Below are 16,425 nucleotides of genomic sequence, written 5' to 3' on the forward strand. Positions count from 1 at the left end.
GGCGGGGAGTGGGCGTGGAGAGCATCACGAAGAACCGGCAGTCGCCGGAGGTTCTGCGGGCCATGGTCGAGCGGGCCTACGGTCCGGCCCGGGTGCCCGAGGGCGAGGGGTGGGTGAGCGAGCTGGGGCACGGCTGGTTCAACGTCTCCTACCGCGTACGGCTGCGCGACGGCCATGAGGCCGTCCTGAAGATCGCGCCTCCGCCCGGGGTGGAGGTGATGACCTACGAGCGGGGCGCGATGGGGATCGAACTGGCGGTGCTGGACCTGATCGGCAAGCACACGGACGTGCCGGTCCCCCGTGTCGACTTCGCCGACCGCAGCCACGAGTTGTGCGACGCGGACTGGTTCCTCATGCCGTTCGTCGACGCCGACAACCTCGGCGTCGTCGGCCCCGGACTGCCGGAGCGGGAGCTGGCCGACTACAAGGAGCAGGTCGGCGCGGCCAACCGTTCGATCAACGCCGTCCGCGGTACGGCGTTCGGACCGCTGGCCGGCCCCGGGGACCCCTGCTGGCGGCGGGTGTTCACGGGCATGGTCGAGGACGTCCTGGCCGACGGCGAACGCCGCCGGGTCGACCTGGGCTGGGACTACGGCACGGTGCGCGAGGTTCTGGCCGAGCATGCCGGAAGCCTGGACGAGGTCAGCGAGCCGCGACTGGTGGAGTGGGATCTGTGGGACGGCAACGTCATGGTCCGCGACGGGGCGATCGCGTGCGTCATCGACCACGAGAGGGCCTTCTACGGTGATCCGCTCATCGAGTTCGGCTTCGCCGGCACCCAGATGCCCACGGCCTTCGGTGACTCCACGGCCTTCATGCGCGGCTACGGACACCCTCCGCTGACCGGGACCGAGACCGTGCGCCGCCGCCTGTACTGCCTGCACCTGGTGCTGATCATGGTGATCGAGACCGTGTACCGCGGCCACACCGACACCGCGCAGTACGACTGGGCCCGCGAGCGGCTGACCGAGGCCATGGCCCTGCTGGGCCGCACCCGCCGCTGAGCACCTCGCCCGGCACCGAGACCTCGCCGTGGGGTAGACCTCGCCGTGGGGTCGACTGCCGGGCGAGACCGGTCAGTCCTCGCCCCTGACGATGTTCCCCTCGACGCTCGTGCGGGCGGCGGGCGGGGCGTTCTCGTCCGCGACGGCGGCGAGGCAGGTACGCACGCCCTCGCCTCGCGGGTGACGGGCCTTCGCCCAGCCGGTCTCGGCCACTCGAACGGCGGCCTTCTCCTCGGTCTGCATGGTCACGGCTCTTCATCCGCCTTCTGCGTCCGGGTTTCGCGAGCCCGGAAGTGGGCCGGACAACCCCGGGACGATGTCTACCTCACGACGAGTTACCACACGTCACGTACGCAAACATCATGACCCTGACTCGGATGTCAGGTCTTCAGCGGGGCCGGCAACAGCAGGGTCAGTCGGTGATGACGGGGCTGCGGTGGATCCACTCGCCGCCGTGCACCGCGCGATGCAGGAAGGCGGCCACGTCCGCCCGGCTGATGGTCGGGTTGCCCTTCATCGGCAGGCGGTCGTCGGCGAGGAAGGAGCCCTTGGCGGACCCGTGGGTCAGCCGGGTCGGGTAGACGACGGTCCAGTCCAGCCCGCTGGAACGAATGCTGTCGTCCGCGATCTCCTTGTCGGCGTAGATCGACCGCAGCAGCGTGCTGTAGATCAGCTTCTGCGGTCCGCTCGACCAGTCGAAGGTGCGGCCGACGCCGAACGACGACAGCCACACCAGCCGGGAGACTCCCGCTTCCCCGGCCGCGCCGATGACGGCCGTCGAGGAGCGCGTGAAGAGGCCGTCGGCGCGCACCGAGTTGCCCCTGCCGAGGGCGGAGACGATCGCGTCGTGCCCCATGGCGGCGGTCGCGACGTCGCGCTGCGCGGTGGCGTCGCCCGTGACCGCTGTGACTTTGTCGGCCAGGTCGCCCAGGCCCGCCGGGTTGCGTACGAGGGCCGTGACCGAGTCGCCGGATCGCACGGCCAGGTCGACGAGATGACGGCCGGTGGGGCCGGTGGCGCCGAGAACGAGGAGTTTCATGGCAGGGGCATCTTCCGGGTCGAGAGGGAAAGGGGTGCGAGGTGCGGGGCGCGGGGGCATGGGGTGCCGATGTCACCGTCCCCCCGTGCCGCAACGACGACACGCTAAGCGGACAGCTGTCCACTACGGGCCGAACGTAGCGGACAGCTGTCCGGTCAGCAAGCGATCCGATCAGTCCCCAACGGCCCGAGCGGTCCCGATCACCGCCCCTCAGCGGCCGGGAGCCCCCGCGCGCAATCCGTCCATGACGAGGTCCAGGAGTCGGGTGGCCTGGGGTCGCCAGTCCCCGTCCGGGTCGATCTGGAAGATGCCGGCGATGGCGAGGACGAAGTCGTCGGCCGTCACGCCCGGCCGGATGGCGCCGGCTTCGCGGTTGGCGTCGAGGAGGAGCTGGATGGCGGCGACCACCAGGGCGTACCCCGGCCTCGCGGGGCCGCCCGTGGCGCTGGTGGCCTGGCGCAGGGCGTCGGCCAGGCCGGTCTTGGCCATCGCGAACTCGGCCAGCCGGTCCATCCACGCGCGCAGGGCCTGAGCGGGATCCCGCGTCCGGAGCAACTCCGCCGCGCTGTCCGTCAGTTGGCGCACCTCGTGACGGTGGACCTCCAGCACGAGCGCCTCACGGCTCGGGAAGTTGCGGTAGAAGGTGCCCTGCCCGACCCCTGCCTTCTTGGCGATCACGCTCAGCGGGACGTCGGGGCTACGCGTCAGCTCGGCCAGCGCCACCTCCAGGATGCGCTCCCGGTTGCGCTGCGCGTCCGAGCGCTGAGGCGCGCCCTTCTTCGGCTCCACTCGCCCTCCTCACGGGCCTGACCGAACCCGGTCGCCGACCGGTCAGCCGGCCGCCGCGTCCCGGGTGACGGACTGCTGTCCTCTTGGCTCCACCCTAGGGGGTGGCTTGTGGATCTTGCCGGGGTCGCGCTCGAAAGGCCCCGCTGAGCCCAGCCCGGCGGGGCCTGCGGCCCGGACCGTCACCCGTCGCGCGTTCCGGCGCGTCCGGCGCCGCTGAGCGCGGGCACGGTCTTCTCCGGGCGGGTGAGGGAGCGGGCGCCGAGGCGGAACTGTTCGAGCTTGTCGACAATGGTCCGGCCGACCGGTGTGTGGCCCCAGACGCTGATGCCCTGGTGGGTGCTGGGCTCCCAGGTGGTCTCGTCGACCACGATCGGGTTCCAGCCGACCTCCCACTCGAAGCCCGAGGGGGTGCGGGCGTAGTAGGAGAGTTCCTTGTCGTTGGTGTGCCGGCCGACGGAGAGGGCCATCTCGAAGCCGAGTTCGTGCACGCGCTCGTAGCTGCGGGCGAGGTCGTCGAGGGTGGCGGCCTGGATGTTGAGGTGCTGGACGCGGGTGCGGACCGGGTCGATGGGCAGCCCGTGTACGGCGGCGATCGCGACGGAGTGGTGGCGTTCGTTGACCCGCAGGAAGCGGATCTTGAGCTTGACGCCGCTGATGGTCTCGTCGATGTGGTCGGTGAGGCGGGCGTCGAAGACGGTGTTGAAGTAGCCGCGCATCAGGGTGGGTCTGGTCGAGGTGATCGCGACATGGCCCATGCCGGAGTCGCCGGTGACCCAGCCGGAGGCCAGCATCCGCAGGGGTTCGGGCGAGGTGACGGGCGTGGTGTAGATCTCCTGGGTGATGCCCTTCGGGCCCGGGAAGCGCAGCAGGCGTTCGACGCCGCGCGTCTTCGCCTCCTCGGCCGTGCCGACGACGACGGGGACGCCATGGGCGCGTACGCGGGCCTCGATCTGTTCGAAGGTGGTGTGGTCGTCGAGGTGCCAGCCGGTGGCGACGACGTCCTCGGCGGGGCCGCGCCGCAGCAGGAAGCGGCACTCCTGGTCGTCCAGCCGGAACCGCATCAGGCCGGTGTCGAGGTCGTCGTGGTGCATGCCGATGGCGTCGGTCCCGAAGCGGCGCCAGTCGGCGAAGCGGTCGGTCTCGATGACGATGTAGCCGAGGTGGACCGCGCCGAAGACCGAGGCGTTCATCGGCGGCCTGCCAGGAAGTCGGCGCAGATCCGGTTGAACAGCCCGGCGCGTTCGAACTGCACCCAGTGCCCGGTGTTGGCGACTTCGTAGAGGTCGCAGTCGGGCATGCGGCCGGCCAGCATCCGGCCGCCGGACGGGCGGTTGACCTTGTCGGCCGCGCCCCACAGCACCAGCGTCGGCACGGGCAGCCGGGACAGGCGCTCGTCGCGGGTGAAGTCCATCCTCCACAGCGTGCGCAGCGCGTTCGGGCCGGACGGCCGGCGCAGCGGCGGGGCCGCGATCACGTCCGGGTCGATGCTCGCCTCGTAGCGGGCATCGATCACGGAGTCGGGCACGTCGGCGGCGTTGAAGACGAGGTGGTTGCGGATGAACTTCTCCAGCTTGGGCCGCGAAGGGCCGTCCCCGGAGTAGTAGTCGAGGAGGCTGTTGAGGCCGGGGGTGGGCAGCGCGCGGGTGGTGCCGATGCCGCCCGGGCCCATCAGCACCATCCGGTCGACCCGGTCGGGCGTGTCCAGGGCCAGACGCAGGGCGCAGGCACCGCCGTAGGAGTTGCCGACCAGGTGGGCCTTGTCCAGGCCCAGCTTGTCGAGCAGCCCGCGGATGCCGTCGGCGAGGTACCCGAACGGGTCGGCGCCGTCCATGCCCTTGGTACTGCGGCCGTAGCCGGGCAGGTCGGGCACGACGACCCGGTACTCCTTGGCCAGTTCGGCGATGTTGCGGGCGTAGTTGGAGACGCCGGAGGCGCCGGGGCCGCCGCCGTGCAGCAGCAGGTCCGGCTCGGCGCACCCGGTGCGGACCTCCTGCCGTAGATCCCTGGATCAGGCCCTCCTGCCACAGAGCCCGGTCCAATTAGAGTGGACGCTTCAGCAGATGGCCGTTCCAGCAGGTCATGAGTCGTGCACGAACGGGAGAGGCGCCCCCATGACGAGTCCGCAGACGTCACGCAGGAAGCGGGCGAACGGGGTGGAGTCGCGGCAGCGCATCCTCGACGCCACCGTGGAGATCGCGGGCGAGCGCGGCTACGACGGCACCTCCATCGCGGCCGTCAGCGCCAAGTGCGGCCTGCCGGCCAGCTCGATCTACTGGCACTTCAAAGACAAGGACGACCTGATCGCGGCGGTCATCGAGCGCAGCTTCGAGACCTGGCTGACGGCCGTCGAACTGCCCGGAGAGGAGACGGGCACCCCTTCGGAACGGGTCACGCGGATGGCCGGCAACGTGGCCAGGTCCCTGGTCGAGGCGCCCGACTTCCTGCGCCTCGGCCTGATGCTCGCCCTGGAGCGCCGCCCCACCGAGCCCCGCGGCCGGACCGTCTTCCTCCAGGTCCGCGACATCTCCCGCCGGAAGATCACCGAAGTGATCACCACCCTGTTCCCGGCCCTGGACGAGACCGCCGTGCGGACCCTCGCCACCTACGCCATCGCCGGCGCCGACGGCCTGTTCATCCAGCGAGAGGTCACCGGCGACGACGTCGACCTGGTGGCATTGTTCGAACTGCACGCCGGGCTGGTCCACGACGCGGCGGTCCGCATGTCGGCGGAAGCCCGGTCACGATGACGGCGAGAGCACCATCGTGACGACGGCGGAAGCACAGTCGCGCGGCTGACCCGGTCCGCTCACGCCGGGGCCGTGGCCGGCCAGGCGTCGCGCGTCACCAGTTCCAGGACGAGCGCGGCGATGTTCCACGCGTCGTCCTCGCCCCGGTGGTGGCGTCCCTCCAGAGGCAGCCCGGCGATCTTGAGGGCCTGGCTCATGCCGGGCTTGCGGCGCAGACCGTAGGCCGTGGTGAAGACGGCCTTGGCGTTGGTGTGGGTGCGCTCGGTGGGGTAGCCGAAGGGGTAGGCCACCGCGTCGGCCCGGCTCTGGCGGGCGAACTGGTGGCGGTCGTAGTCGCCCCAGCTCGCCCAGGGGCGTTCCGCCGCGTCGTAGTCGTCGGCCAGGATCCGGCAGGCCTCGGCGAAGGACACGCCCCGGTCCACCTCGGCCTGTGTCAGGCCGGTCAGCTCGGTGCAGAACGGGCTGACCCTGGACCTCCTCGGGCGGACCAGGATCCGGTGCCGGGACACCCGACGCCGGGCCGCCACGTCGACGACCGTGAGGCCGATCTCGATGATCTCGTGCACCGAGCCGGGCGGCGGCTGCCCGTCCCAGCAGGTGGCTTCCACGTCGATGACGTTCAGGAGGGCGGAATCGTGGGGCATGGGAGGAGGCTATTGAGGTCGTGGGCGGTCGGGCATCCGTATTTCCGTGTGGGCCCCGGTATTCCGTGGGGCCCCTTGCCCTCCGCGGGGCCCGTCAGCGGACGCCGGCCGCGTCCATGAGCGTGACCGCGGTCGGTGTCACCAGGTCCGACAGGTCGTCGGCGCCGATACCGGCGCGCGCGCTCGCTCCGTCGAAGAGGAGAACGAGCTGGCGGGCCAGCAGCTCCGGATCGCTCGCGCCGCCGCGGGCGGCCTCGGCACGGAAGAACTCCGTGAGCCCCTGCTTGACCTCGTGCGCGACCCGGCTGGCGGGGTGCTCGGGGTTCTTCAGCTCGATCTGCACGGCGAGATACGGGCAGCCCCGGAAGTCGGGGGCGGTCGACTGCGACTCCAGCATGCGGAAGACGTGCAGGATGCGCTCGCGCGGCGCACCCGGAGCCTCGCTCTCGGGCAGCAGCACGGCGGCGTAGGCGGCGGCACGACGTTCCAGGCTCGCGGCGAGCAGCTCGTCCTTGCTCTCGAAGAGCTGGTACATCGACCGCTTGGAGACGCCCGCCGCCTTGCACAGCGCCTCGACACCGATGCCGACGCCCTCGCTGTAGGCGAGAGCGGCGGCGGCCTCCAGCAGCCGGTCGCGGGAGCTGGGCTTCGCTTCCATGGTCATGGTGGGAGGCTAACTCCGTTCACCCCCGGAGGAAGACGATCGCTTTGTGTCGCACGGCCGGGCCGCTACTGGGCGAGCTGCTGGTAGAGCGATGTCACGTCCCCCGACAGGGCACCCTTGACCCAGCGGGTGATGTCGTCGGCGAGGACCTCGTGGGCTCCCGCCTCGACGCCGTCGAGCGCGGCCACGGCGATGTCGCGGGGGCTGGACTTGGGGGCGTCCAGGCCGGCCGTCATGTCGGTGTCGACGTACCCCATGTGCAGGCCGGTGACGCCGATGCCGCGCGGGTGCAGCTCCAGTCGCAGGGCATTGGTCTGCGCCCACATCGCGGCCTTGGAGGCGCTGTAGGTGCTGCCGTCGGCGAACCAGGACAGCACGGAGTGGACGTTGAGGATGTGGCCGCCGCCATTGCCCTCGATGACGGGGGTGAAGGCGCGGGTGAGCAGGAGCGGCCCGTAGAAGTTGATGTCGAACTCGCGGTGGATGTCCTCGACCGGGGCGGTCAGGAAGCGCGCGCCGGTGGCCACGCCGGCGTTGTTGACCAGGACGGTGACGTCCTGCGCCTGCTGCGCGGCGGCGGCCACGGAGGCGGGGTCCGTCACTTCCAGCGCCAGCGAAACCGCGTCCGGGTGGGTCACGGCGCGCGGGTCACGGGCCGTGGCGTAGACCTTGCCGGCGCCGCGTGCGTACAGCTCCTCGACCAGCGCCTTGCCCACGCCGCGGCTGCCGCCGGTCACGAGGACGACGGAGTTCTTGATGGCAGTCGTGATCATCTCCAGAGGGGGAGCGGCTCCCGACAGCGGGAAGCCGATCGGTTTCCACCCATCGTAAACCGATCGGTTCCATATTCGATCCCCCTTCGATCCGCCCCGTGCGCGCCGGATCCGGCGCGGCGGCCGTACGGGCGGTCGTACCAGCGGTCGTACCGGCACAAGTCCGGCAGAATTGGAGGTGTGAGTCAGGGGGGATCACCGGGGCGCCGCCGGACGTTTCCTTCTACGACGGTGGTCTGAGAAAGGGAGCCCCCATGAACCACCAGCAGGTACGCGACCTCATGAGCGATGTGGTCGTGCGAGTCCAGGGCGGTACGCCGTTCAAGGAGATCGCCCATCTGCTCCAGGAGTACGACATCACCGCGGTGCCCGTGGTGGACGACGACGACCGCCCGGTGGGCGTGGTGTCGGAGGCGGACCTGCTGCACAAGATGTGGGGGCGCTCGGAGCACGACTCGGCGGAGCACGACTCGGCGGAGGACGGCGTCGCGCCACGGCCCGCCAAGGCCTGGGCGACCGACGCGGCGGGGCTGATGACATCGCCCGCCCTCTGCGCGCGTGAGGACTGGAGCGTCGTCGACGCCGCCCGGGTGATGGCCCGGCACGGCATCAAACGGCTCCTGGTGGTCGACGACGACCAGCGGCTGGTCGGCGTCGTCAGCCGGGGTGACCTGCTGCGCGTCTTTCTCCGCAAGGACCAGGCCATCCGCACGGAGATCGTCGAGGAGGTCCTGGTCAAGACGCTGGGCGAGTCGCCCTCGGCGGTGCAGGTGGACGTGGCGCACGGCCATGTCGTCCTCAGCGGCCTGCTCTCCTCCCGGGTCGCGGTACCCGTCCTGGAGGAGCTGTGCCGGAACGTCGACGGTGTGGTGGCGGTCGAGTTCAGGGCGGTGCGGGAGGCGGACGCGGAGGTGGACGAACCGGCGCGGGCGACTCCCTGAGGACGTCAGTCCCGTGCCGGGAGGCCGGCCAGGCCCGTGTCCGTCATGATGCGGGCGATCGTTTCCATGAGCGTGCTGTGGGCGGGGACGATCGTCTCGTGGCCGTCCGGGAGCAGGTCGAGCTCCCGGTACCAGTCACGGAGTTGGGTCTCCTGAACCTCGTGGGCGATCGGTTTGGTGGCGTGCCGGGTGAGGGTCTCCTCCCAGGGCACGTGGAGGTAGTAGGCGTGGGTGCGGCCACGGTGGTCGGCGCTCAGGCGCGCGAGCATCTCGCCGTAGCGGTCGGCGTAGAGGATGCCTTCGAGCACGACGTGGTACCCGGCGTCGAGCGCGTAGCGGGCGACGGTGTCGATGAGGCCGATGTTGGCCGCGCCGGGCACGTCCCGTTCCCTCAGGACCGTTCGGCGGAGGTTGTCCTGGCCGACGAGCGCCAGCCCTCGTCCGAAGCTGTCCCGCAGGCCGGCCGCGACCGACGATTTCCCCGAGGCCGAGTTGCCGCGCAGCACGACGAGCCGGGTCTCCGTGGTGCCCACCCTCACGCGTGTGTCACCGTACCCACCGCCATCGCCACAGCCCTCCCCTCCCTCGCGCCGACCGGCGCGACCGCCCCGCCGCCGGTGACACCCGCTCCCGCTCGTACGCGGTGTGCGTGAGGAACGCCTCGATCACCTCCGCCGCCGGCCGGTGCGGCTCCACGGCCATCAGCACCGCGTCATGGCCGTCCGGCAACGGCGGTGCCACCAGAGCGACCTCGTCACCCGACCGCAGCCGCAGCACCACACCCCGCAGCCCGTCCGGATCTCCGGGCACGGTGCGCAGCCGGGCGTGCAGCCGGTCCTGCGACAGGGCGTACAGCCGTACGTGGGCCAGCCGCGTCCCGTGCTTGTACTGCTCCCAGCGGTCGAACCCGAGGGCGCGCAGCGGAGGTTCCCGCCACGGGCGCTCCGCGTCCAGTCGTACCAGCACCTGCCGTAGGAACTCGCGGACCGCCGGTTCGTCGTGCGGCTGCCAGGACAGGTCCTGTTCCCAGACGTCCGCGGCCAGGGCGGCCTTGACCGCCGCGTACTGCTCCTCGGCGGTGAGGTCGTACAGCGGCCGCTCCAGGACCATGTCGGCGATCCGCCCGACCTCCTCGTCCCCCAACTCACGGCTGAACTGCACGCAGTAGAGGATCCCCATGACCACGCCGAGATGCATGCGGGCAGTATCCACGGCGTCGACGGCATCAGCCACGACTCGGCCACGACATCAACCACCGCGTCAGCCACGACACCGTGCCCGGGGGCTCGGCCCCGGCCCGGCAAGCCGGTTCACGTGCCGGTTCACGTGCGCGCCCGGTCCTGACCCACCGGAAAAGTGAACTGGTTTACGCAGTAGGGTCGTTGCCGCATATGTTGTGCGCTGAACCCTCCATGACTCGGCTGAAAGACGGACACTGCTCATGACCGATCACGCCCCCACGCCCGGCTCAGCGGCGCAGCAGAAGATCGACACGTCGGTGCCGCATTCGGCCCGGATCTGGAACTACTGGCTGGGCGGGAAGGACAACTACCCCGTCGACGAGGAGGCCGGTGACGCGTACACGGCAGTCTTCCCCGGCATTGTGACCATCGCCCGCAGCAGCCGCGCCTTCCTCCAGCGCAACATCAGGTACCTGGTGTCCGAGGCGGGCATACGGCAGTTCCTGGACGTCGGCACCGGCCTGCCCACCGCCGACAACACGCACGAGGTCGCCCAGCGGATCGCCCCGGAGACCCGGATCGTCTACGTCGACAACGACCCGATGGTCCTCGCGCACGCCCGCGCGCTGCTCTACTCCACGCCGCAGGGCAAGACGGCTTACGTGGACTCCGACGTGCTCGACCCCGAGCGCATCCTGGCGGCCGCCGCCGAGACGCTGGACTTCACGCGACCCACGGCCCTGATCCTCAGCAACATCCTGGGCCACATCGCCGACTACGACCAGGCCCGTGCCATCGCCACCCGCCTGATGGACGCGCTGCCCTCCGGCAGCTACCTCTCCATCAACGACGGCTCGCGCGGCATCGACCCGGTCTTCGAGCAGGCCCAGGACGGCTACAACAAGAGCGGCGCGGTCCCGTACAACCTCCGTACGGTCGACGAGATCACGTCCTTCTTCGACGGGCTGGAGCTGCTCGACCCCGGCGTCGTCTCCGTCCCCCTGTGGCGCCCCGAGGCGGCCTCCCCCGCGCCCAAGGTCATCGCCGAACACGGCGGCCTCGCCCGCAAGCCCTGACGGGGCGACCGTGGAGGTCTCCGCACGAAGGGCGCGGAGACCTTCCGGACCGGCCAAGAGGCTCATCCCTCCCGGCATGTCTCCTTGTGCAGTCGTTGCCGCCGGTGCGGACCCGCATGGTCGAGCCGCCCCGCCATGCCGTCGGCGAAGAACTGCTCGACCGACGTGATGGTGGTGGGGGTGAGCCGGCAGCAGGTGTTGGCGTCCCAGTCCCAGATCCGTCCCTCCGGCGTACGGAAGTCCACGAGGGTCCACATACAGCAGCCGCGGTCGATGACCGGGACGAGTCCGGTCGGCACCTCCTCGTCGTCTGGGTCGTCGGTCGGTCCGGTGAAGCTCCGGTGCGCGTCCAGGACGTCCTCGAATTCGCAGAACCAGTTGTCCACCGGGGTCAGAGACACCACCGCCCTGCCGTCGACGCAGAAGCCGCCGTTGGACACCTCCGTGTAGAGCCTGCGCAGGAAGCGCGGTACCCGGAAGCCGAGTTCCGCCTCGACGGCCGCCACCTCCTCCAGCGTCGCCACCGGCGTCAGGTTGTCCAGGGGCGTTGCCGCGCGGATCGCCTCGACCAGCTCGTCCTGCGTCGTGCCCGAGTTCCTCGGCGGGTGCGCGGTGGTCACTGTCCGGCAGCCTCCCCGCTGCCCGCCGTGTCGAGGCAGTCGGCGACGAGGGCGGCGAACTCGTCCGCGGTGACGAGGCGGATGCCGAGGGTCTCGGCCTTGGTGCGCTTGGATCCGGCTCCCTCTCCGGCGACGACCAGGCTGGTCTTCTTGGAGACGCTGGAGGAGGCACGGCCGCCGGCTCGTTCGATCAGTTCGTTCATCTCGTTGCGGCTGAGCTTCTCCAGGGGGCCGGTCATCGCGCCCGTGACCACCACCGCCAGTCCGGCCAGCGGACCGGCGGGCGGCGCGGCAGCCGTGCCGTCCTCGCCGCTGGCGGCATCGGCGTCGGTGCCGGGGGCCGGCGGCGGGGTGGCGCCGGGCTCGGTCATGTTGACGCCGACCGCGGCGAGCTTGTCGATGAGCGGGGCGAGTTCGGCGAGTTCGGCCACGATCGACGGGGCCTTCTCCGTACCGATGCCCTCGACCCGCTGGATCGCCTCGGCGTCGGCGGCGCGCAGATGGTCCATCGTGGCGAAGTGGCGGGCGATGCGCCGGGACATCGAGCGGCCGGTGCCGCGGACGCCGAGCGCGCACAGCACCCGGGACAGCGGCTGGTCTCTCGCGGTGGCGAGGGCGGCCAGGAGGTTGTCGGTGCTGGTCTCCCCCATCCGCTCCAGGCCGAGGAGCTGGTCACGGGTGAGGGTGAACAGGTCGGCGAGATCGGCGACCAGACCGGCCTCGACGAGCTGGACGACACGGGTGTGGCCGAGTCCCTCGATGTCGAGCTGGTCGCGGCCGGCGGCGTAGGAGAGGGAGGCCACCAGGTGGCAGTTGCGGCCGTTGGCGCAGCGCCAGCGCTGCTCGCTGCTGTCGATGTCGGCACCGCAGCGGGGGCAGGACTCGGGGAAGGCGATGGGCTGCTCGTCACCGGTGCGCAGGTGGGCGACGGGGGCTTCGACGCGCGGGATGACGTCCCCGGCCCGGTGCACCATGACCTGGTCGCCCAGGCGCAGGTCGCGGCGGGTGATGTCGGCCGGGTTGTGCAGGGTGGCGTACGTGATGGTCGAGCCGTCGATCTCGACGGGCTCCAGGACCGCGCGGGGGGCGATGATGCCGGTGCGGCCGACGTTCCACTCGACCCCGAGCAGTCGGGTGATCTTCTCCACGGCCGGCAGCTTGTAGGCGATCGCCCAGCGCGGTGCGCGCGAGCCCGACCCGGCGGCCTGCTGGTCGGCGGCCAGGTCGGCCTTGACGACGATCCCGTCGATCCCGAACGGCAGCTCCGCGCGCAGGGCGGCGATCTCCTGCACCCGGGCCAGCACCTCCTCGCCCGTGTCGGCGGTCATGCCGGGCACGGCGGTGGTGGCCGTCGTGTTCACGCCGAGCCCGGCCACCTGGGCCATCAGGTCGCTGTGCGCGCCCTCGGCGAGGGTCTCGGCGAGCGCCGCCTCGGTGGCGGGAAGGGGCAGCAGGCCGTAGCCGAAGAAGGTCATCGGCACCGTGTAGGCACGCTCCTTGGCGCGCAGGGTGCCCGCCGCGGCGTTGCGGGGGTTGGCGAAGGGCTGGCCGCCGTGCGCGGTGCGCACCTCGTTGGCGTGCTCGAACTGGGCCGTGGTCATCAGGACCTCACCGCGCACCTCCACCGTGAACGGCTCGGTCAGCCTCTCCGGCAGGCCCTCGACGGTGCCGATCGCGTGCGAGACGTCCTCCCCGGCCGTCCCGTCGCCGCGGGTGATCAGCCGCGTCAGGCGGCCCTCCGTGTAGCGCGCCGCGATCGCCAGGCCGTCCAGCTTCGGCTCCACGCTGAACCGGGTCACGTCGTGGCCGACGCGCCGGGCGAGCGAGGCCGTCCACGCGGTGAACTCCTGCGGCGAGAACACGTTGTCCAGGCTCAGCATCGCCACCGTGTGCGGTACGTCGCCTTCCACGGCGCCACCGGCTACCTTCCCGGTGGGCGACTCCGGCAGCACCTGGCCGGGGTGTCCGGCCTCCCACGCCGCGATGGAGCGCACCAGCCTGTCGTAGGCGTCGTCGTCCAGCACCGACGTACCGCCCTCGTAGTAGGCGGCAGCCGCCTTCACCGCGTCCTCGACCGCCTGCGCGTAGGCGGCGGCATCCTCGATCACTGCACCAGGTGTTGTCATGCCTCTCATCCTGCCTCCCACCACTGACAATGGGTCCGGACGCGGGCGCCGGGCCGGGTCCGGGGCCGCCCGCTACCCGAGGTGCACGAGGGCCACGGACGCGGGCACGGACGTGCCGTCGTCGAGTTCCGCCGTGAACGTCAGGCGCGCGTCCACCCTGCGGCCCACCGGACGCCCCGCGTCGATCCGGAAGCCGACACTCACCCTGCCCCCGGCCGCCACCCGTACCTGCCCCGTGCCGCGCGGGCGGACCGTCCAGCCGCCACCGGGCTGCCGGGCGGTGACCGTCACCCGCCGGGGTACCGGGGAGAAGTTGTAGACGTCGACGGCCACGCGCGTACGGCGGCCGAGGCGGTAGCCGTACGGCGGCGGGGCGTCCCCGTCCTGCTTGCCGGGGGCGGCGTTGCGGGCGGGGTACCGCTGGCCCAGGACGATGTGCTCGGCCGGGGTGAGGGGGCGACGCCCCTGCTCGGCAGCGGTTTCCGGTATGCCGCCAGGGTCGGCGCGTGCGACGACGTACAGGGGGTCCGGCGAGGCGGTCACGGGCCCGTGCATCCGGCGCCCCATGAGGTCGTACGCCACGCCGGGCAGGTGCACGCGCGTGTGCCGCCCCGCCGTCCACACGACCGTGACCCGCTCGCCGTCACGCCCGCTGTCGAACACCGACCCCCGCACGCCGTCGGGCAGTCGGGGTGCGGGTCCGACGAAGTCTGCCGCGCCGAGCAGCGAGGTGAGGGCGGCGAAGGCGCTGTAGGCGGGCAGGGGACGGAAGTCGCGGTCCAGGAGCCCGAAGTACACGCCGTCGTCGTGCAGCGGCGGTCCCGCGAACCAGAACTGCCGCGCGTTCCCGGTGGCCAGCCCCTCCACGGTCGAGCGCACCAGGTACCGTGCCTGCACGATCTGCTGAGCCTCGGTCAGATCGCGGTCGGTGTTCAGGAAGGCGCCGCACTCCGTCATCCACAGCGGTACGTCCGCGCCCAGGCGGCAGGCCAGCGCGTGCTGTTCGGCCGAGGCGCCCGGTACCTGCGGGTCGGTCTGCTCGGCGGGGTCGGAGTAACCGTGGAAGGCCCACGCGTCGGCGTACCGCACGACGTCGTTGGCCAGCAGGAGATCCTGGAAGGGGCCGGACTGCGCGAGGCCGGGCAGGACGACGAGCGGGGGCCTCGCCGAGGAGCCCTTGATGCCGAGCGCGGCCGCCTTCACGAACGCCGCGTGCGCGTCGGCGGTACCGAAGGTGGTGTCGACGTCGGGTTCGTTGGACCGGTGCGGCAGCGGCAGCTCCCTCGCTTGCGGCCCCCGTCCCCACCGCGACCGTGGCGCCGAGCCCCGCCGCCATCGCCGTACGCCTGCTGAAGTCCATGCCTCCCAGCAGACCCGGCCGGGGTACCGCCGGGCGTCGTACGGGAGGACGGCGCGCCCCGGAAACACGGTGGGGCGTTCCCCCTGGGGGGTGGCCGCAGGTGGTGTAGGAGGTGCAGGTGGTGCAGGTGCCGGTCCAGCACCTCAGCAGGTCCTGGAGGGCGTCAGGGCCCTGGTGCTTCCACGTCGACGACTCCCACATCCGCACCCGCACTCGGCGCTTCTGCTCCAACGCCTGCGCCGGCCGGGTCCCGTCCCCGCTCGGCCTCGGGCCTCCCCCTTCCGTCCCCCGGAGGCGCGAGGCCGCGGCCAGGCACAATGGGCCGGGTGGACAACTATCGACCGCTGGACCGGACGCCCGCTCCCGAACACTACGGGCGCCTGCGGGTGGAGCACGCCGATCTCGGGCCGGCCCGCTGGCTGACCGAACGTGCGCCGGGGTACGGCGACTTCGGGACGGTCGCGGGTGTCGCCGCGCCCGGCTTCGACGCGTACGTACGGGTGCTGCATCCGGCGTCGCTGGACGAGCGGCCGGTTACGTGGTCGGCGGTGGCCGCCGCCTACGGACGGGCGGTGGAGCCGGGAGCGGAGTGGCACCGGCTGATCGGGATGGAGCGGTTCTACCAGAACGCGTCCGAGTACGGCCTGGCCGGCGTCTGGGACGAGCATCCGGCGGAGGGGCCGACGCCGCCCGGCGTTGCCGAGGACCTCATCCCTGTCTTGGCGCGGCACACCCGGACCGCCGAGCGCTGCTGGTTCGGTCTGTGGGCCGGATACGGCCGCTGGGACTTCGACGGGGTGCCGTGCTTCGAGACACCCGGCCGGGAGGAGGTGCTGCTCTCCGGGTCCCTCGGCGACGCCGGCTCCCCCGTCACCCTGGACGAGTTCGCGGAACTGCCGGACCTGTGGTGGCCCGAGGACCGCGCCTGGTGCCTGGGCGGTGACGTGGACCTGGTCAGCACCTACGTCGGTGGGTCCCGGGCGCTGATCGAGGAGCTGCTGGCCTCTCCGCTGCTGGAGACCCTCCCCGTCGCCCCCGGCGACACCCTCTACTGACCTCCTCAGGCGGCTCGGCCCCGGCCGCGGCCGGGGTCCTGGACGGCCCGTACGGGGACGGGCGCGGGCGCGGCGGCGACCGGGAGTCGGAGCGGCGCGGCCGCCGTACGGACCGCGCTGACCCGGTAGGTCGTCTTGGCGGGGTCGGTGACCGGTTCGCCGAGGGATATCCGGCCGGCGGCGTGCAGCCGGTCGCACTCCTCCGTGGGCAGGGCCACATAGCAGCCTCCCTTGGCGGCGCCGGAGTCCAACGGGCGCCAATAGCTGTACCTGCGGCGCCCGTTCGTGTGCACGGTGACGAACACGGGGCGTCGTGCATCGGAGACGATGCGCAGCACATCGGCCTCGGCTGCGGTCAGCTGAGCGCGGAAGCGGGCGTCGGGCAAGGGAGGTGACCTCTTTCAGG

The 16,425-nt window shown here is 71.7% G+C and carries 18 protein-coding genes and 1 pseudogene; 5 read left to right on the plus strand and 14 right to left on the minus strand.

Annotated elements, in window-relative coordinates:
- Positions 1–14: 14 nt before the first annotated feature.
- The gene (locus ACZ6D7_RS27525) at positions 15–1,004 is read left to right on the plus strand and encodes a phosphotransferase family protein (RefSeq protein WP_469496073.1); all 990 of its coding nucleotides are present in this window, start codon (positions 15–17) and stop codon (positions 1,002–1,004) included.
- A gap of 72 nt (positions 1,005–1,076) precedes the next feature.
- On the opposite strand, the gene ACZ6D7_RS27530 is transcribed toward ACZ6D7_RS27525, so the two are convergent.
- The 5 genes and pseudogenes from ACZ6D7_RS27530 to ACZ6D7_RS27550 all read right to left on the minus strand — a co-directional run.
- Positions 1,077–1,253, minus strand: coding sequence for a hypothetical protein (locus ACZ6D7_RS27530; protein WP_469496219.1), 177 nt, complete (start codon positions 1,251–1,253; stop codon positions 1,077–1,079).
- A 163-nt stretch (positions 1,254–1,416) separates the two neighbouring features.
- A complete protein-coding gene (locus ACZ6D7_RS27535) occupies positions 1,417–2,043 on the minus strand; it encodes an NAD(P)-dependent oxidoreductase (RefSeq protein ID WP_469496076.1) in 627 nt (208 codons plus the stop codon).
- Between the two features lie 210 nt (positions 2,044–2,253).
- Entirely contained in the window at positions 2,254–2,832 is a 579-nt protein-coding gene (locus tag ACZ6D7_RS27540; protein WP_469496079.1) for a TetR/AcrR family transcriptional regulator, read from the minus strand.
- 179 nt (positions 2,833–3,011) lie between these two features.
- Positions 3,012–4,022: a VOC family protein gene (locus ACZ6D7_RS27545; RefSeq protein ID WP_469496082.1), complete on the minus strand. Its 1,011-nt coding sequence runs from the start codon at positions 4,020–4,022 to the stop codon at positions 3,012–3,014.
- Positions 4,019–4,813 (minus strand): annotated as a pseudogene (locus tag ACZ6D7_RS27550) (alpha/beta fold hydrolase); the annotation flags it as partial. The gene ACZ6D7_RS27545 and the pseudogene ACZ6D7_RS27550, both read right to left, overlap by 4 nt.
- A 130-nt stretch (positions 4,814–4,943) precedes the next feature.
- On the opposite strand from ACZ6D7_RS27550, the gene ACZ6D7_RS27555 reads away from it, so the two are divergent.
- Positions 4,944–5,579, plus strand: a complete 636-nt coding sequence (locus ACZ6D7_RS27555) for a TetR/AcrR family transcriptional regulator (RefSeq protein WP_469496085.1) — start codon at positions 4,944–4,946, stop codon at positions 5,577–5,579.
- Positions 5,580–5,638: 59 nt separating this feature from the next.
- On the opposite strand, the gene ACZ6D7_RS27560 is transcribed toward ACZ6D7_RS27555, so the two are convergent.
- The 3 genes from ACZ6D7_RS27560 to ACZ6D7_RS27570 form a co-directional block, all read right to left on the minus strand.
- Positions 5,639–6,223: a 3'-5' exonuclease gene (locus ACZ6D7_RS27560; protein ID WP_469496088.1), complete on the minus strand. Its 585-nt coding sequence runs from the start codon at positions 6,221–6,223 to the stop codon at positions 5,639–5,641.
- Positions 6,224–6,317: 94 nt separating this feature from the next.
- Positions 6,318–6,887: a TetR/AcrR family transcriptional regulator gene (locus ACZ6D7_RS27565; protein ID WP_469496091.1), complete on the minus strand. Its 570-nt coding sequence runs from the start codon at positions 6,885–6,887 to the stop codon at positions 6,318–6,320.
- Between the two features lie 65 nt (positions 6,888–6,952).
- Complete coding sequence (locus tag ACZ6D7_RS27570) at positions 6,953–7,660, minus strand: SDR family oxidoreductase (protein ID WP_469496094.1); 708 nt, start codon at positions 7,658–7,660, stop codon at positions 6,953–6,955.
- 254 nt (positions 7,661–7,914) lie between these two features.
- Here ACZ6D7_RS27570 and ACZ6D7_RS27575 point away from each other — a divergent pair, with 254 nt between their 5' ends.
- Complete coding sequence (locus ACZ6D7_RS27575; RefSeq protein WP_469496097.1) at positions 7,915–8,601, plus strand: CBS domain-containing protein; 687 nt, start codon at positions 7,915–7,917, stop codon at positions 8,599–8,601.
- A 5-nt stretch (positions 8,602–8,606) separates the two neighbouring features.
- Here ACZ6D7_RS27575 and ACZ6D7_RS27580 read toward each other — a convergent pair whose 3' ends face one another.
- Positions 8,607–9,140 (minus strand): AAA family ATPase, encoded by a 534-nt coding sequence (locus tag ACZ6D7_RS27580; protein WP_469496101.1) that lies wholly within the window; start codon positions 9,138–9,140, stop codon positions 8,607–8,609.
- A gap of 7 nt (positions 9,141–9,147) precedes the next feature.
- Positions 9,148–9,798 (minus strand): hypothetical protein, encoded by a 651-nt coding sequence (locus tag ACZ6D7_RS27585; protein WP_469496104.1) that lies wholly within the window; start codon positions 9,796–9,798, stop codon positions 9,148–9,150.
- Between the two features lie 244 nt (positions 9,799–10,042).
- Here ACZ6D7_RS27585 and ACZ6D7_RS27590 point away from each other — a divergent pair, with 244 nt between their 5' ends.
- Positions 10,043–10,858: an SAM-dependent methyltransferase gene (locus ACZ6D7_RS27590; RefSeq protein WP_469496106.1), complete on the plus strand. Its 816-nt coding sequence runs from the start codon at positions 10,043–10,045 to the stop codon at positions 10,856–10,858.
- A 62-nt stretch (positions 10,859–10,920) separates the two neighbouring features.
- On the opposite strand, the gene ACZ6D7_RS27595 is transcribed toward ACZ6D7_RS27590, so the two are convergent.
- The 3 genes from ACZ6D7_RS27595 to ACZ6D7_RS27605 all read right to left on the minus strand — a co-directional run bounded on the left by ACZ6D7_RS27595 (position 10,921) and on the right by ACZ6D7_RS27605 (position 15,032).
- On the minus strand, positions 10,921–11,478 hold the full coding sequence (locus ACZ6D7_RS27595) for an SMI1/KNR4 family protein (protein ID WP_469496109.1): 558 nt from the start codon (positions 11,476–11,478) through the stop codon (positions 10,921–10,923).
- Positions 11,475–13,613 carry an NAD-dependent DNA ligase LigA gene (gene ligA, locus ACZ6D7_RS27600; protein ID WP_469496113.1) on the minus strand — a complete coding sequence of 713 codons (2,139 nt, stop codon included), beginning with the start codon at positions 13,611–13,613 and terminating at the stop codon, positions 11,475–11,477. The genes ACZ6D7_RS27595 and ligA overlap by 4 nt, the downstream gene beginning before the upstream one ends.
- A 63-nt stretch (positions 13,614–13,676) precedes the next feature.
- Positions 13,677–15,032 (minus strand): hypothetical protein, encoded by a 1,356-nt coding sequence (locus tag ACZ6D7_RS27605; RefSeq protein ID WP_469496116.1) that lies wholly within the window; start codon positions 15,030–15,032, stop codon positions 13,677–13,679.
- Positions 15,033–15,290: 258 nt separating this feature from the next.
- On the opposite strand from ACZ6D7_RS27605, the gene ACZ6D7_RS27610 reads away from it, so the two are divergent.
- On the plus strand, positions 15,291–16,019 hold the full coding sequence (locus ACZ6D7_RS27610; protein ID WP_469496118.1) for a hypothetical protein: 729 nt from the start codon (positions 15,291–15,293) through the stop codon (positions 16,017–16,019).
- A gap of 5 nt (positions 16,020–16,024) precedes the next feature.
- Here the strand turns inward: ACZ6D7_RS27610 and ACZ6D7_RS27615 are convergent, their stop codons facing one another.
- Positions 16,025–16,405 carry a hypothetical protein gene (locus ACZ6D7_RS27615; protein WP_469496121.1) on the minus strand — a complete coding sequence of 127 codons (381 nt, stop codon included), beginning with the start codon at positions 16,403–16,405 and terminating at the stop codon, positions 16,025–16,027.
- Positions 16,406–16,425: the final 20 nt, after the last annotated feature.

The sequence above is a fragment of the Streptomyces sp. NPDC041784 genome (assembly GCF_055591025.1).